Source organism: Ruegeria sp. AF8 (genome assembly GCF_056541825.1).
This window is the reverse complement of the sequence record NZ_JBQFYW010000001.1, coordinates 550,908-565,463: the sequence shown is the minus strand read 5'-3', so window position 1 is coordinate 565,463 and position 14,556 is coordinate 550,908. Positions and strand designations below refer to the sequence as shown.

Sequence of the window (14,556 nt, the reverse complement as noted above, 5' to 3'; positions counted from 1 at the left end):
GCCAACCTGCCGGCGAAAGAAACTGCGAGGCTGACATGACCAAGGGGTACTGGATTGCCCATGTCGATGTGGATGACATGGAGACTTACAAGACCTATATCGCCGCCAATGCCGTGCCGTTTGCCGAATATGGCGCCCGGTTTCTGGTACGCGGCGGCGAGCGGCATGTCCGCGAGGGACAGGCCAAGGCCCGGACCGTGGTCATCGAGTTTCCAAGCTACGAGGATGCGCTGGCCTGCTATGACAGTGTCGGCTATCAGGATGCCAAGGCGCTGCGCGACCCGGTCTCGGCCTGCGATCTCGTGATCATCAGGGGATATGATGGTTAGATCCCGCTTGGCGACCCGTGCAAACCGGAATAGTCTGCGCCCATGCTGAAGAAGTTTTTACAGGCTTTTCGCCCCCCCCAACACTCGGCGCTTCCTGATCCCGATGCCGAACTGGCGCTGGGGGCCTTGCTGGTGCGCGTGGCGCAGGCGGACCGGGATTATCAGGTCGAGGAAATCCGCCTGATCGACAAGATTCTCGCACGCCTCTATCAGCATAACGCGATCGAGGCCGCCAAGGTGCGCGCCACCTGCGAAAAACTCCACGCCGCCGCCCCGGACACGGACACGTTCGGCAAGCTGATCCGCGAAACCACAGACCTGCAAGAGCGCATGGCCGCGCTGGACGCGCTATGGGAAGTGGTGCTTGCGGATGGAGAGACCCAGGAGGGCGAGATCAAGATCGTGGAAGAGGCCCGTGCGGCGATGGGCCTGAGCTATAATGACAGCAAGGCGGCGCGCGAGCGGGTGCAAAGCCGCTTGGAAGCGGGCTGAAGCCCCCCTATAACCGAACCATGTTTGGCAATTTCCTTTCCCGACTGACACAACCGCAGCCTGATCCGCTGAGCGCCGAAGACGCCCGTCTGGCCCTGACCGCGCTGCTGGTGCGCATCGCCCGGTCCGACAATGACTATGCCGATACCGAAATGGCCCGGATCGACAGGATCACCGCGCAACGCTATGGGCTGTCCCCTTTTGAAGCCGCCGCCCTGCGCGCGCGGGGCGAGGATCTGGAGGCGCAGGCCCCCGACACCGTCCGCTTTACCCGCGCCATCAAGGAAGCGGTGCCCTATGACGACCGCAAGGCCGTAATCGAGGCGATGTGGTCGGTGGTTCTGGCTGACGGAACGCGCACCGGCGAAGAGGATTCGCTGCTGCGCCTTGTCGCCAGCCTGCTCGGGGTCAGCGACGTCGATTCGGCACTGGCGCGGCAAAGGGCGGAACGTAAATGACCGCAATGCTTGGCATGTATGACCTGCCCGAGCTGCAACCCGCAAACAACCGGTTCTGGGCGCAGATTCGCCACCACCTTGGTCGCGGACCCGAACACCTGACCCGCGACCGGGATTTCTGGGACATCTGGCTGGACCCCGACATGGTGTTTTCGCAGACCTGCGGCATGCCCTACCGGACACGGCTGCATGGCCGGGTGCAGATTGTGGGCACGCCCGACTATGACCTGCCCGGATGCCCGCCCGGCCACTATCGTTCGGTTTTCGTCGCCCGAGGCGATGACGATCGTGATCTGGAAGCTCTGATCGCCGGAACCTTCGCCTATAACGAGGCGCTGTCGCAATCCGGCTGGGCCGCGCCGGTGACGCATCTGGCAAATCTGGGCCTGCGGCCCGGATCGCTTCTGGAAACTGGCGGGCACGCACGATCGGCACAGGCCGTCGCCGACGGGCTGGCCGATCTTGCGTCGCTCGATGCAGTGACATGGGAATTGCTGCAACGCCACAGCCGCCTCGGGGGCGAGCTGCGCGTGGTTGATCAGACGGAACCGACCCCGGCGCTGCCTTACGTGACATCGCTGCACGAGGACGCGCCCGCCATCGCGCAAGCGGTGCGCGCGGCGATTTCCGACCTGTCGGAGACGGACCGGAATATGCTGCATCTGCGGCAGATGGTGGACATCCCCGCCGATGCCTATCTGGCGGTTCCGACCCCTTCGGGTCCGGAAGTTTTCGCTAGGTCACCCTGACCATTTCGGGCATTGCCCCTTGCCAAATCGGACAATTGCCCGCCTATTCGTCACAATTGCGCATTGCATTGCGCAGAATTTTCGGCCCTAGTACCGGACCAACAACGCTCAAAAAAAACCGGACAGACCGTGACAACTAATGCACCCGTCATCGAGATCAGAGATCTTCACAAAAGCTTTGGACAGCTGGAAGTTCTGAAAGGGGTCGACATAACCGCGCATCGCGGCGACGTCGTTTCGCTGATCGGATCATCGGGATCGGGAAAATCCACCCTTCTGCGCTGTTGCAACCTGCTTGAGGACAGCCAGCAGGGTGAGATCGTCTTCAACGGCGAACCCGTACGCTGGAGCGGCAACGGCCATAACCGTCGCCCGGCCGATCCCAAACAGGTCCTGCGCATCCGCACCAATCTTTCCATGGTCTTCCAGCAGTTCAACCTCTGGGCCCATATGACCATCCTGCAAAACGTGATGGAAGCGCCTCTGACCGTGCTGGGCCGCGACCGCGCCGAAGTCGAAGACAGCGCCCGCCGCTATCTTGAAAAGGTGGGTATCGGCGACAAGTGCGACGCCTATCCGGCCCAGTTGTCAGGTGGCCAGCAACAGCGCGCCGCCATTGCGCGCGGGCTTTGCATGGAACCGCAGGCGCTGCTGTTCGACGAGCCGACATCAGCACTGGACCCGGAACTGGAGCAGGAAGTCATCAAGGTGATCAAGGACCTGGCCACCGAGGGGCGCACCATGATCATCGTGACTCACGACATGAAAATGGCCGCCGACATTTCCAGCCACGTCGTCTTTCTGCATCAGGGCCTCATCGAAGAAGAAGGCTCGCCCGAAGACATTTTCACCGCCCCGGAATCCGCGCGACTTCAGGGCTTTCTTTCCGCCACTCAGGCGGCATAAATTACCAATCAGGACAGAACCAAACTGGGGAGTAAACAATGAAAAACCTGATTCTGACCACTGCGGCGCTGGCATTGGGCGCCGGTATGGCGATGGCCGAAACCATCCGCATGGGTACAGAGGGCGCCTACCCTCCGTGGAACTTCATCAACGACTCCGGCGAGATCGACGGATTCGAGCGTGAACTGGGCGATGAGTTGTGCAAACGCGCCAGCCTGGACTGCGAATGGGTAAAGAACGATTGGGATTCGATCATCCCGAACCTGGTCTCGGGCAACTATGACGTGATCATCGCCGGCATGTCGATCACCGACGAGCGGGACGAGGTCATCGACTTCACCCAAAACTACACCCCGCCGGATCCGTCGGCCTATGTCGCGATGTCGGATGACGTCGACGTCACCAGCGGCGTGATCGCAGCGCAAACCGGCACCATCCAGGCGGGCTATATCGCGGAATCCGGTGCGACTCTGGTCGAATTCGCCAGCCCCGAAGAAACCATCGCCGCAGTTCGCAATGGCGAGGCGGACGCGGTTCTGGCCGATAAATCCTTCCTGGCGCCGATCGCCGACGAGGATGCGGACCTGCGCTTTGTCGGTGATGACGTGCCGCTGGGCGGCGGCGTCGGCATCGGTGTTCGCGAATCGGACACCGAGTTGAAGGAAAAGCTCAACACAGCCATCCAGTCCATGAAGGATGACGGCAGCCTGAACGCCATGATCACCAAATGGGAAGTGTCCTCGACCTTCTGATCTGAAACAGGTGGCGCGCCCCGAATACTGCGGGCGTGCCACGTCTGAGCCTTTGCCACGATAAGAGGCCCGCCATTTTTTCGTTCTGCTCCGATCCCGATACGCTGGGCACGTTCCGCTGGTTCTCGTGCTACCTGACCAATGGTGTGCACTGGTCGTTCTATCTGTCCTTCGTCAAGGTTCTGGCCCTGCTGGCGGTGACGGCGCCCGTGGCACTGGGGTTCGGCTTTGTCGGCGCCATGGCCGCCCGCTCGCATATCCCTCCGGTCAGCTGGTTGGGCAAAGGGTACATCGCCATCGTGCGCGGCGTGCCGGATATCGCCTTTTTCATGTTCTTCGTGATCGCTCTGGATCAGGCGTTCGAATGGACGCGGCACAAGATTCTGTGCCCCGACTGGACCGATCCGATTCGTCAGGGCAATGACTTCATCGTCTGTCAGGCCGCCAAGTTGCCGCTGGGCACCTCGCCGGAATGGGTTCATGAAACCTATGGCTTCTTCCTGGCCGTCATCACCTTTTCCATCGTCTTCGGCGCTTTTGCCGCCAATGTCCTGTTCGGTGGCATGCGCGCCGTGCCCCACGCTCAGCTAGAGACCGCCGAGGCCTATGGAATGAACCGCCGCCAGACTTTCTGGCGCATCCTCGTGCCGCAGATGTGGGTCTATGCCCTGCCCGGCCTCTCCAACCTGTGGATGGTGCTGATCAAGGCCACGCCGCTGCTGTTTCTGCTGGGGATCGAGGACATCGTCTATTGGGCGCGCGAACTGGGCGGCACCAAGACCACGAAATTCACCCAATATCCGCATGGCGACTGGCGCATGTGGTATTTCCTGTTCCTGCTGGTCTTCTATCTGGGCATGACCCGCGCCTCGGAAATCGGCCTCGAAAAACTGATGCGCAAATTGTCCCACGGGCAGGCGACATCCGGCGGCGAGCTGCTGCGCAAGGAGACCACCGCATGAGCTGCCTGCAAACCATCCACGACTATGGCCTGCGTTCGCTCGGCATCGGCGAGCGGCTTTTGCCCAGAAGCGACTTCACGCTGTGCGAGCATTTCACCCTGATCGGCTCGGGCATGATCTGGAACGTCTATTTCGGTGCGATGGCGATGGCCACCGGGTTCTTTCTGGCCACCGCGCTGGCGGTGGGGAAAAGTTCGGGCAACCGCTGGATTCGCAAATCGTCGGAATGGTTCATCTTCGTGTTCCGCGGCTCGCCCCTCTTCATCCAGTTCTTCTTTGCCTACTTCCTGTTCCTGTCGCTGAAGAAATCCTATCCGATGTTCGACGCCTTCACCTCGGCGTGGCTGGGTGCGCTGATCGTGTTGTTTCTCAACACCGCCGCCTATTCGGGCGAGATCTTCTATGGCGCGCTGCGCTCGATCCCCAAGGGGGACCTGGAAGCGGCTGACGCCTATGGCATGTCCGGCTGGCCGCGCTTTCGCCGTATCGTCTGGCCAACCATGCTGAGGCTGGCCTGGCCCGCCTACACCAACGAGGCGATCTTTCTGTTCCACGCCACTACGCTGGTCTTTTTCTCGGCCTTTCCAGCCTGGCAACAACGCGGCGACGCGCTTTACTATGCCAGTTATTTCGCTGACAAGACCTTCAACCCGTTCGTGGCTTACCCGATCCTGGCCTTCTATTTCATCCTGCTGACATTGGTGATTTCGTGGGGCTTTGGTCTGGTGAACAAGCGTCTGAACCGCCACCTGCCAAGTGCTCAGCGCACCAGAATGCGGTTCCGCCTGAATCTCGCACGATAACGGAAACCGGGCGGCTGGTTGGCGACAGCGTTCCTTACCGGCTGAGTATTGAGCACGCCAACGGCGCATGATCTGGAAACGGTCGCGTGTTCGCTATTGGACAAAACGGGACAAAGCCGCCAAAATCGGTTCAAACCACCCAGAAAACCGCACCTCTTTGGCGCCATGACCGGTCCCGTTCTTCAAAGCACCATCACCTGTCCGTCCTGTGGCCATGCACAGGACGAAGAGATGCCGACAACCAGTTGCCAGTGGTTTTATGAATGCGTCTCCTGCAAGACCCTGCTCAAGCCAAGGCAGGGCGATTGCTGTGTGTTCTGTTCCTATGGCACCGTCCCCTGTCCGCCCGTGCAGGACGGGAAGAGTTGCTGCGGAACATGAACAGGAGTGGAAAGACAGCCTGACCGGGTGTTTTCCGGCTTCCAAAATAATTTGATCAAATGTGGTGACAAGTCTTCTGCGCTCGTCTAAATCTTTTGCCGACAGCAATGGAGACCCCCATGGATCTGAGCACCCTGCACACTTTCCGTGTCGCCGCCTGCGACCTCAACGGTCAGATGCGCGGCAAGCGCGTACCGCCCGGCTATGCTGACAAGCTCGGCAAGGGCGCGGTCCGGATGCCCTATTCGGCGCTCAATGTCGATCTGTGGGGCGCGGACATCGCAAACAGCCCGCTGGTCTTTGAATCCGGTGACGCGGATGGCACGCTGTTGCCGACCGATCGCGGCCCGGTGCCGATACCGTGGCTTGATACGCCCACCGCGCTGGTGCCGATGAGCCTGTATCACGACGACGGTGCGCCGTTTACCGGTGACCCGCGCCACGCCCTTGCCGACGTCCTCGAACGCTATGCCCGGCGCGGCTGGTCGGTGGTTGCGGCGACCGAACTGGAATTCACTTTGCTGGATGCCTCTGGCGACGGTCCCAGACCTCCGTTCAACCCGCTGACCAACCGGCGGCTGGACAGCGAATCGGTTTTGTCGATGGCCGAAATGGACGCCTTCGACGCCTTTTTCACCGAACTCTACGACGGCTGCGAGGCGATGGGCATTCCCGCTCAAACCGCCATTTCCGAAGCCGGCATCGGACAGTTCGAGATCAATCTGAATCATCAGAACGCTATGCGCTGCGCCGATGATACGTGGCTGTTCAAGGCTTTGGTGCGCGGTCTGGCGCGCAAGCACGGCTTTGCCGCGACCTTCATGGCAAAACCATATGCCGATGACGCAGGCAACGGCATGCACGTGCATTTTTCGGTCCTCGACGCCAGCGGCAAGAACATCTTTGACAATGGCGGAGATGAAGGCACCGAAGAACTGCTTTCTGCAGTCGCCGGTTGCCTTGCCGCGATGCCGGGCAGTTCGCTGATTTTCGCCCCGCACGGAAACTCCTATGACCGCCTCGTCCCTGGTGCGCACGCGCCAACCGGGGCCTGCTGGGCCTATGAAAACCGCACCGCCGCGATCCGCATTCCCGGCGGCGCACCCGCAGCCCGCAGGATCGAGCACCGGGTCGCGGGCGGCGATATCAATCCCTATCTGATGCTGTCCGTGGTGCTGGGCGCAGCACTTGTCGGCATCGAGGATTCGATGACCCCGCCCGCCCCCATCTCGGGCAACGCCTATGAAATCGACGGCCTGCCCCGGCTCGCGCCGGATTGGACCACAGCGATTGCGGCGTTCGAAACCGATCCTGTGATCGCCCGCATCCTGCCCGCGGACCTGATCCGTTTTCTGGCGATGACCAAGCGCCAGGAAATCGCCCGTTTCGCGGATCGCCCCGCCGAGACCCACTGGCTCAGCTATCTGGAAGCGGTCTGACCCCCCTTGCCGGGTGACGCCCAATCGATTAAGTTAAATTTGATCAAATTAGGTGACCCATGAAAATCGGCATCCTGCAAACCGGCCATGCCCCCGACATGCTGATCGACAGCACCGGCGACTATGACGCCATGTTCCGCGCCCTTCTGGGCGGCAACGGCTTCGGGTTTGAAACCTTTGCGGTCGTGGACGGTGTCTTTCCGCAAGGCACTGGTGACGCCGATGGCTGGGTCATCACCGGCTCGCGCCACGGCGCCTATGAGGATCATCCCTGGATCCCGAAACTCGAGGCCCTGATCCGCGAAATTCACGAACAGGGGCAACCGCTGATCGGCGTCTGCTTCGGCCATCAGATCATTGCACAGGCGCTTGGCGGCAAAGTCGAGAAATTCGATGGCGGCTGGGCCGTCGGGCGCACCGAATATGATCTGGGAGGAAAATCCGTCACCCTGAACGCCTGGCATCAGGATCAGGTGACGGAGCTGCCGGCGGGCGCAACCGTCCTGGGCAGCAACGCCCATTGCCGCAATGCGGTTCTGGCCTATGGCGACACCATCTGGACGGTTCAGCCGCATCCCGAATACGACAACGATTTTCTGCTTGATCTGATGCGCACGCGCGGCAAGGGCGTCGTGCCCGACGATCTGCTGCGTGACGCGGCCAACCGGCAGGACGGACAAACTGACAGTGCGGCCATCGGACAATACATGGCCGATTTTTTGAGGAAAGAGAGGGCCTGATGGCCGATTGGACTGACAACCTACCGCAAGCCGCCCGGGATTATCTCGAAGGGCGCCGACTGGACGAAGTCGAATGTATCATCTCGGACCTGCCGGGCATCGCGCGCGGCAAGGCGGTTCCGGCGTCGAAATTCGCACGCCAATCCTATTTTCACCTGCCCGACAGCATCTTTTACCAGACCATCACCGGCGACTGGGGAGAAGCTGCGGGCGATGACGGGTTCATCGAGCGGGACATGATCCTGAAACCCGATTTCAGCACCGCATCGGCCGCGCCATGGACCGGCGACTGGACCCTGCAGGTGATCCACGACGCCTATGACCGCGACGGCGATCCGATCCCGTTCAGCCCGCGCAACGTGCTGAAACGGGTGGTGCAGCTTTATCTCGACAAGGGCTGGAAACCGATCGTGGCACCCGAGATGGAGTTCTACCTGGTGGCCCGCAACGTCGATCCCGCCAAGGAGATCGAGCCGATGATGGGCCGCTCGGGGCGCCCGGCGGCGGCGCGGCAGGCCTATTCGATGACGGCGGTGGACGAGTTCGGCCCCGTCATCGACGACATTTACGATTTCGCCGAAGCGCAGGGATTCGAGATCGACGGCATCACCCAGGAAGGCGGCGCCGGTCAGCTGGAAATCAATCTGCGCCACGGCAACCCGGTGAAGCTGGCCGACGAGGTGTTCTATTTCAAACGCCTGATCCGCGAAGCGGCGTTGCGCCACGACTGTTTTGCCACCTTCATGGCCAAACCGATCGAGGACGAGCCCGGCTCGGCCATGCATATCCACCACTCGATCGTGGACATGGATACCGGCCAAAACCTGTTTTCGGGGCCGCAGGGCGGTGAAACCGATGCCTTCTATCACTTCATCGCCGGCCTGCAGAGTTACATGCCCGCCGGTCTGGCGGTGATGGCGCCCTATGTGAACTCGTACCGCCGCTATGTGAAGGATCACGCGGCACCCATCAATCTGGAATGGGGCCGCGACAACCGCACCACCGGCATCCGCGTACCGCTGTCAGGGCCCGAAAGCCGCCGCATCGAAAACCGCATCGCCGGGATGGATTGCAACCCCTATCTGGGCATCGCGCTGTCGCTGGCCTGCGGTTACCTGGGCCTGATCGAACAGGAGCGCCCGCGCCGCCAGTTCTATGGCGATGCCTATGAGGGCGACGGCGACATCCCACAGGTGATGGGCAACGCGCTGGATCTGTTTGACGAGGCCGAGGCGCTGCACGAAGTGCTGGGTCCGGAATTCGCGCGCGTCTACGGGATCGTGAAAAGGGCGGAATACGAAGAGTTCCTTCAGGTGATTTCACCCTGGGAGCGTGAGCACCTTCTGCTCAACGTCTGACCCCGGCAGCGGGGCCGGATTACCGCATTCGCAACGAGACAAAGACAGGGGACGGGGATGAACCTGCTACACAGCAATGATCAGCGCGGGGCTTTCCCGCCCAGCTGGTACGCGGCCACGGCGCATCCGTTCAATCGATGCGCGCCGCTTCGAGGTGAAACCAAGGCCGATGTGTGCGTGGTCGGTGGCGGCTATACCGGCCTGTCAGCGGCGCTGCATCTGGCCGAGGCCGGTCTGGATGTCGTTTTGCTCGAGGCGCATCGCGTGGGTTTCGGCGCCTCGGGGCGCAACGGCGGGCAGCTTGGCAGCGCCCAGCGGATGGATCAGGAAGATCTTGAAAAGCTGGTCGGTCAGGATGACGCGGAAAAACTGTGGCATTTGGCCGAAGACGCCAAATCTTTGGTCAAGGACCTGATCGCAAAACACGACATCGACTGCGAGCTGAAACCCGGCATCGCCGCATTGGGTTTCAGCGACAGGGAACGGCAGGATCTGCACGATCACGCCGAGCATCTGCGGACACGCTATGGATATGATCGGATCGAGCCGCTGGACGCGGAGGCCGGTCACGCAATTTGTCCCTCGCCTGCCTACAAGGGTGGCTATCTCGATATGGGGGCTGCGCATCTGCATCCGCTGAATTATGCGCTGGGACTGGCGCGAGCGGCGCAAGCAGCCGGGGTTCGAATATTCGAAGAGACCGAGGTGAAAGGCATCGAAGAAGGGCAACCCGCCTCGGTTCGGACCGATCAGGGCCGTGTCGTGGCCGGCCACATCATTCTGGCCTGCAATGGGTATCTGGGCGACCTCAACCGCAAGGTCGCGGCAAGGGTCATGCCGATCAATAACTTCATTGCCGCAACCGAACCGTTGGGAGAGGACGCAGCTCGCGTCCTGACGCGAGACGTCGCCGTCGCCGACACCAAATTCGTGATCAACTATTTCCGCTTGAGCGCTGACAAACGGCTTCTGTTCGGCGGCGGTGAAAGCTATGGCTATCGCTTCCCGTCGGACATTGCCGCCAAGGTGCGCAAGCCGATGGCCGAGATCTTTCCGCATCTGCGCGACGTCCGGATCGACTATGCCTGGGGCGGCACCCTGGCCATCACCATGCGCCGGATGCCCTATCTGACCCGGCTGGCCCCGAATATCCTGTCGGCCTCCGGATATTCCGGCCACGGTGTCGGCACCGCCACCCATGCCGGCCAGCTTATGGCGCTGGCCATTCAAGGGCAGGCGGAAGGATTCGACACGATGTCCCGCGTTCCGGCCCTGCCCTTCCCCGGCGGTTCTGCCCTGCGCAGCCCGCTGCTGGTGCTGGCGATGACCTGGTTCGCCATGAGAGACCGTCTGGGCATCTGAGCCCTTAACGTGACAGTTGAGTGAATTTTTGCCGAAGCCGCAAAAGCGGTCTTGGCATATCCGAGTCCTGAATTTAACTTTATGAAAGTTAGAATTCGGGAAAACCAAATATGATACAGCCGCCAAACGTTCACGACGCCGAACCCATCCCCGCCCCCGCGCGCGCGGCCATCGACGCGCTGCTGCAATCGGGCGACCTGTTCCGCTATACCGCGCCGCAGGACGCGCCGGTGGCCCTGCTCGAGGCCGAATTCGCCGAACTGCTGGGAACGAAATACGCGCTGGCGGTTTCATCCTGTTCAGCGGCGCTGTTCCTGTCGCTCAAGGCGCTGGGGTTACCGCGCGACGCCCGCGTGCTGATCCCCGGATTCACCTTTGCCGCCGTGCCCTCTTCGGTCGTGCATGCCGACTGCATTCCGGTGCTGTGCGAAGTGGGCGAAAATTATCGCATCGACATGGCAGATTTCGCCGCCAAGCTGGACGGCGTGCAGGCCGTCATCATCAGCCACATGCGCGGCCATACCTCGGACATGGACGCAATCATGGAATTGTGCGATGCGCGCGACATCCCGGTAATCGAGGACGCCGCACATTCGCTGGGCACCACCTGGGCCGGCCGCAACATCGGCACCATCGGCAAAGTCGGCTGTTTCTCATTCCAGTCCTACAAGATGATCAACGCGGGCGAAGGCGGCATCCTGATCACCGACGATGCCGACCTGATCGCGCAGGCGGTCATCATGTCGGGCGCCTATGAGCATAACTGGAAAAAGCACAAGGGCCCGCGCGGCGACAATTCACCCGAGCTGGAACAGGCCTTTGGCCGCTGGCAGAACAGGCTGCCGCTCTACAATCTGCGCATGAGCAACCTCAGCGCCGCAGTAATCCGGCCGCAACTTCCGGAACTGGCGCGCCGCGTTTGCAACGGCCTGATCAACCACGACTATGTGGCTGAGCGCCTGAATGCCTCGCCTTATATCCGGGTTCCCGCGCCGCTGGCCCCCGAGCGCCGCGCACCGGATTCGATCCAGTTCAATCTGACGGGCCTGACCGAAGACGAGATTCGCGGCTTTGCCGCCTCGGCGGAAGCGCGTGGCGTCAAGGTGCAGGTTTTCGGCCTGAGCGAGGACAACGCGCGCGCCTTCTGGAACTGGCAGTTCCTGCCCGAACAGGTGGACCTGCCGCAGACCCGCGCAATGCTGATGCAGGCCTGCGACGTGCGCCTGCCGGTGCGTCTGACCCGCGACGAACTCGATGCGATTTCGGACATCCTGCTGGCGGCGATGGAGGACGTGACCGGCTCCGTTCCGGTCTACGGAACCTGACGGCCCGCCATTTGCTGTAGGCAAGTTCCGCATTTTCTGCTGGAATACCGGTAGCGGGCAAACCCGCCCGCATACCGGAGGAACCCGATGACGCGCCGACTGGCCGCAATTCTCGCCGCCGATGTCGTCGGCTATTCCGCGCTGATGGCGCGGGATGAGCAAGGCACTTTGTCCCGCCTCATCGCGCTGCGCCAGTCGGTTTTTGATCCGCTCGTGGCGCAGCATTCGGGGCGGATCGTCAAGCTGATGGGCGATGGCGCCCTGGTCGAATTCGCCAGCGTCGCCGATGCCGTTTCCTGTGCTATCGCCGTTCAGACCCGGTTGCGCGAAGATACGGCGCAGGACCTGAGCCTGCGCATCGGCATCAATCTCGGAGATGTCATCAACGAGGCGGGCGACATCTATGGCGATGGCGTCAACCTTGCCGCCCGGTTGGAAACCCTGGCCGAATCCGGTGGCATCTGCATTTCGGACATCGTGCGGCAAGGCATCGGACAACGCATCGAAGCCGAATTTCAGGACGGCGGCCCGCAACAGCTCAAAAACATCGACCAGCCGGTGCGCGTGCATCACTGGGTCGCCCGACAAACCAGGCAGCCGGACACAACCCTTCCCCCCGTCACGGCACCGGACAATCCCGGTATTGCCGTGCTGGCCTTCGACAACATGTCGACCGATCCCGAACAGGAATATTTCTCGGACGGTATCGCCGAGGACATCATCACCGCATTGTCGCATTTCCGCGAATTCTTCGTCATCGCGCGCAACACCACCTTTACCTACAAGGGGCAGGCCATCCGCGTCGATCAGGTCTGCCGCGAGTTGGGCGTGCGCTATCTGCTCGAAGGCAGCGTGCGCAAGGCCGGAAACCGGGTGCGGGTCACAGCACAGCTGATCGACGGCGCAACCGGTGCGCATATCTGGGCGGACCGCTATGACCGCGCCATCGACGACATATTCGCTGTGCAGGACGAGATCACACAGGCCATCGTCGCCGCGGTTGCGCCCGAAACCATGGGGGCCGAGATGCAGCGCGCCCGCACGAAACGGCCTGACAGGCTGTCTTCGTGGGACAAGATTCTTCAGGCGCGCTGGCATCTGGGCAAGTTCACCCAGGCCGACAACGACGCAGCCCGGCAACTGTTGACCGAAGCGGTCGCCAGCGATCCCAATCTCAGTGACGCTCATACAGGTATCGCCCTATGCGATCTGATTGCAATGCTGCATATCTGGCGGCGGGATACAGACGTTGCCATTCAGTCCGCCAAGGCAGAGGCCGAGCTTGCCGTCGAAATGGATAGCGGAAACGCGCATGCCCATGCGGTACTGGGGATGGCAAATACGTTCGCCCGCGAATACGAAGATGCCGAGACGCATCTGAGCCGCGCCATCGCGCTGAACCCAAATCTCGCTTCCGGATACGGTAACTTTACCGCCCTGTATGGTGTGAGCGGGCAGTTCGAAGAGGCACGTACTTCCTTCGAGCGCGCCATCGCACTTTCGCCCCGCGATCCGCTGCGCGCCTTCTGGCGCGCCGGATTTGGCATAGCGAGCTATGTCTCGGGCCAGTACGAAATCTGCGTCGAAAACGCGCGCACTGGATTGAAAGACACTCCCGCCTATGCGTCGTTGATGCGGCAGGAGGCTGCGGGGTTGGGCATGCTGGGCCTGACGGACGAGGCGCAGGCGTCGGTTGCCCGGTTACTGGAAAAGATGCCCGGCCTGACAATTTCCCAGGTACGCCAGATCGTCCCCGTCCGCTCTGAAGAGGACTGGGAAAGATGGCTGGAAGGCCTGCGCCGGGCGGGCCTGCCGGAATGAACGCACTCAGCTCAGCTTCGACAGCTTGTTCTGCAATTCGGCCAGTTGCTTTTTGATCTCGTCGAGGTCTTCGCCTTTTTCCGGCTTTTCATCCTCGTCGGCATTTCCCGGACCCGACCAGTTCCCGGACAACCCGCCGGTCATCGCCTTCAGAAACGCCTGTTGCTGCGCCTGCATCGCTTCGAACCCCGGCATTTTGCTCATCGGGTTCATCGCGTTCATGTTCTCCATCATCTTGGCCTGGCTTTCGCGCAGCATCTCGAACGAGCTTTGCAGGAATTGCGGCATCACGCCGCCGCCCGGCAGCATATAGCTGCGCACCAGATCATTGAGCACGCCAACCGGCAGAACGTTCTCGCCCCGGCTTTCATGTTCAGCAATGATTTGAAGCAGATACTGACGGGTCAGGTCGTCGCCGCTTTTCAGGTCGACAATCTGAACCTCGCGCCCGTCGCGGATGAATCCGGCGATATCTTCGAGAGTTACGTAATCGCTGGTTTCGGTGTTATAAAGCCGCCGGCTGGCATATCTTTTGATCAGCAGCGGTTTTTCCTGTTCAGCCACTGGTTCCCTCCCCAAGGATGATGCGATGCAGCATAGCCTATGCGACCGCAGAAGAAAAAGAAAGGGCGACCGAAAGAGGAAGTCGCGGCGATTGCATGATAAAATCGCCCTCTAA

General features: G+C 61.4%; 16 protein-coding genes. 15 read left to right on the top strand and 1 reads right to left on the bottom strand.

Going from position 1 to position 14,556, the window contains the following annotated elements:
* Positions 1-35: 35 nt before the first annotated feature.
* The 15 genes from ACR0AO_RS02895 (at position 36) to ACR0AO_RS02825 (ending at position 13,877) form a co-directional block, all read left to right on the top strand.
* Positions 36-329, top strand: a complete 294-nt coding sequence (locus tag ACR0AO_RS02895) for a DUF1330 domain-containing protein (protein ID WP_480599689.1) — start codon at positions 36-38, stop codon at positions 327-329.
* A 42-nt stretch (positions 330-371) separates the two neighbouring features.
* Entirely contained in the window at positions 372-821 is a 450-nt protein-coding gene (locus ACR0AO_RS02890) for a tellurite resistance TerB family protein (RefSeq protein ID WP_480599687.1), read from the top strand.
* 20 nt (positions 822-841) lie between these two features.
* Complete coding sequence (locus ACR0AO_RS02885; protein WP_480599685.1) at positions 842-1,279, top strand: tellurite resistance TerB family protein; 438 nt, start codon at positions 842-844, stop codon at positions 1,277-1,279.
* A complete protein-coding gene (locus ACR0AO_RS02880; RefSeq protein WP_480599682.1) occupies positions 1,276-2,028 on the top strand; it encodes a phosphate/phosphite/phosphonate ABC transporter substrate-binding protein in 753 nt (250 codons plus the stop codon). Before ACR0AO_RS02885 ends, ACR0AO_RS02880 begins: the two co-directional genes overlap by 4 nt.
* 129 nt (positions 2,029-2,157) lie before the next feature.
* The gene (locus tag ACR0AO_RS02875) at positions 2,158-2,934 is read left to right on the top strand and encodes an ABC transporter ATP-binding protein (RefSeq protein ID WP_480599680.1); all 777 of its coding nucleotides are present in this window, start codon (positions 2,158-2,160) and stop codon (positions 2,932-2,934) included.
* Positions 2,935-2,972: 38 nt separating this feature from the next.
* On the top strand, positions 2,973-3,686 hold the full coding sequence (locus ACR0AO_RS02870; protein ID WP_480599675.1) for a transporter substrate-binding domain-containing protein: 714 nt from the start codon (positions 2,973-2,975) through the stop codon (positions 3,684-3,686).
* A gap of 74 nt (positions 3,687-3,760) precedes the next feature.
* The gene (locus tag ACR0AO_RS02865; RefSeq protein WP_480600827.1) at positions 3,761-4,648 is read left to right on the top strand and encodes an ABC transporter permease; all 888 of its coding nucleotides are present in this window, start codon (positions 3,761-3,763) and stop codon (positions 4,646-4,648) included.
* The gene (locus ACR0AO_RS02860) at positions 4,645-5,451 is read left to right on the top strand and encodes an ABC transporter permease (protein ID WP_480599673.1); all 807 of its coding nucleotides are present in this window, start codon (positions 4,645-4,647) and stop codon (positions 5,449-5,451) included. The genes ACR0AO_RS02865 and ACR0AO_RS02860 overlap by 4 nt, the downstream gene beginning before the upstream one ends.
* Positions 5,452-5,616: 165 nt before the next feature.
* Positions 5,617-5,832 carry a GDCCVxC domain-containing (seleno)protein gene (locus tag ACR0AO_RS02855; RefSeq protein ID WP_480599671.1) on the top strand — a complete coding sequence of 72 codons (216 nt, stop codon included), beginning with the start codon at positions 5,617-5,619 and terminating at the stop codon, positions 5,830-5,832.
* Between the two features lie 119 nt (positions 5,833-5,951).
* Positions 5,952-7,271 (top strand): glutamine synthetase family protein, encoded by a 1,320-nt coding sequence (locus tag ACR0AO_RS02850; RefSeq protein ID WP_480599669.1) that lies wholly within the window; start codon positions 5,952-5,954, stop codon positions 7,269-7,271.
* Between the two features lie 59 nt (positions 7,272-7,330).
* A complete protein-coding gene (locus ACR0AO_RS02845) occupies positions 7,331-8,011 on the top strand; it encodes a type 1 glutamine amidotransferase (RefSeq protein ID WP_480599667.1) in 681 nt (226 codons plus the stop codon).
* A complete protein-coding gene (locus ACR0AO_RS02840; RefSeq protein WP_480599665.1) occupies positions 8,011-9,369 on the top strand; it encodes a glutamine synthetase family protein in 1,359 nt (452 codons plus the stop codon). Before ACR0AO_RS02845 ends, ACR0AO_RS02840 begins: the two co-directional genes overlap by 1 nt.
* Before the next feature lie 57 nt (positions 9,370-9,426).
* Positions 9,427-10,731, top strand: coding sequence for an NAD(P)/FAD-dependent oxidoreductase (locus tag ACR0AO_RS02835; protein WP_480599663.1), 1,305 nt, complete (start codon positions 9,427-9,429; stop codon positions 10,729-10,731).
* Positions 10,732-10,841: 110 nt separating this feature from the next.
* Positions 10,842-12,056 carry a DegT/DnrJ/EryC1/StrS family aminotransferase gene (locus ACR0AO_RS02830; protein WP_480599661.1) on the top strand — a complete coding sequence of 405 codons (1,215 nt, stop codon included), beginning with the start codon at positions 10,842-10,844 and terminating at the stop codon, positions 12,054-12,056.
* Between the two features lie 87 nt (positions 12,057-12,143).
* Positions 12,144-13,877: an adenylate/guanylate cyclase domain-containing protein gene (locus ACR0AO_RS02825; RefSeq protein WP_480599659.1), complete on the top strand. Its 1,734-nt coding sequence runs from the start codon at positions 12,144-12,146 to the stop codon at positions 13,875-13,877.
* A gap of 6 nt (positions 13,878-13,883) precedes the next feature.
* Here ACR0AO_RS02825 and phaR read toward each other — a convergent pair whose 3' ends face one another.
* Positions 13,884-14,441, bottom strand: a complete 558-nt coding sequence (gene phaR, locus ACR0AO_RS02820) for a polyhydroxyalkanoate synthesis repressor PhaR (protein ID WP_480599657.1) — start codon at positions 14,439-14,441, stop codon at positions 13,884-13,886.
* Positions 14,442-14,556 lie beyond the last annotated feature (115 nt).

Excerpts from the sequence above, each read along its gene's own strand:
- ACR0AO_RS02880 (WP_480599682.1), top strand. The coding sequence starts at position 1,276 with ATGACCGCAATGCTTGGCATGTATGACCTGCCCGAGCTGCAACCCGCA.
- ACR0AO_RS02890 (WP_480599687.1), top strand. The coding sequence starts at position 372 with ATGCTGAAGAAGTTTTTACAGGCTTTTCGCCCCCCCCAACACTCGGCG.
- ACR0AO_RS02885 (WP_480599685.1), top strand. The coding sequence starts at position 842 with ATGTTTGGCAATTTCCTTTCCCGACTGACACAACCGCAGCCTGATCCG.
- ACR0AO_RS02855 (WP_480599671.1), top strand. The coding sequence starts at position 5,617 with ATGACCGGTCCCGTTCTTCAAAGCACCATCACCTGTCCGTCCTGTGGC.
- ACR0AO_RS02850 (WP_480599669.1), top strand. The coding sequence starts at position 5,952 with ATGGATCTGAGCACCCTGCACACTTTCCGTGTCGCCGCCTGCGACCTC.
- ACR0AO_RS02830 (WP_480599661.1), top strand. The coding sequence starts at position 10,842 with ATGATACAGCCGCCAAACGTTCACGACGCCGAACCCATCCCCGCCCCC.
- ACR0AO_RS02895 (WP_480599689.1), top strand. The coding sequence starts at position 36 with ATGACCAAGGGGTACTGGATTGCCCATGTCGATGTGGATGACATGGAG.
- ACR0AO_RS02860 (WP_480599673.1), top strand. The coding sequence starts at position 4,645 with ATGAGCTGCCTGCAAACCATCCACGACTATGGCCTGCGTTCGCTCGGC.
- ACR0AO_RS02835 (WP_480599663.1), top strand. The coding sequence starts at position 9,427 with ATGAACCTGCTACACAGCAATGATCAGCGCGGGGCTTTCCCGCCCAGC.
- ACR0AO_RS02825 (WP_480599659.1), top strand. The coding sequence starts at position 12,144 with ATGACGCGCCGACTGGCCGCAATTCTCGCCGCCGATGTCGTCGGCTAT.
- ACR0AO_RS02840 (WP_480599665.1), top strand. The coding sequence starts at position 8,011 with ATGGCCGATTGGACTGACAACCTACCGCAAGCCGCCCGGGATTATCTC.
- ACR0AO_RS02870 (WP_480599675.1), top strand. The coding sequence starts at position 2,973 with ATGAAAAACCTGATTCTGACCACTGCGGCGCTGGCATTGGGCGCCGGT.
- ACR0AO_RS02845 (WP_480599667.1), top strand. The coding sequence starts at position 7,331 with ATGAAAATCGGCATCCTGCAAACCGGCCATGCCCCCGACATGCTGATC.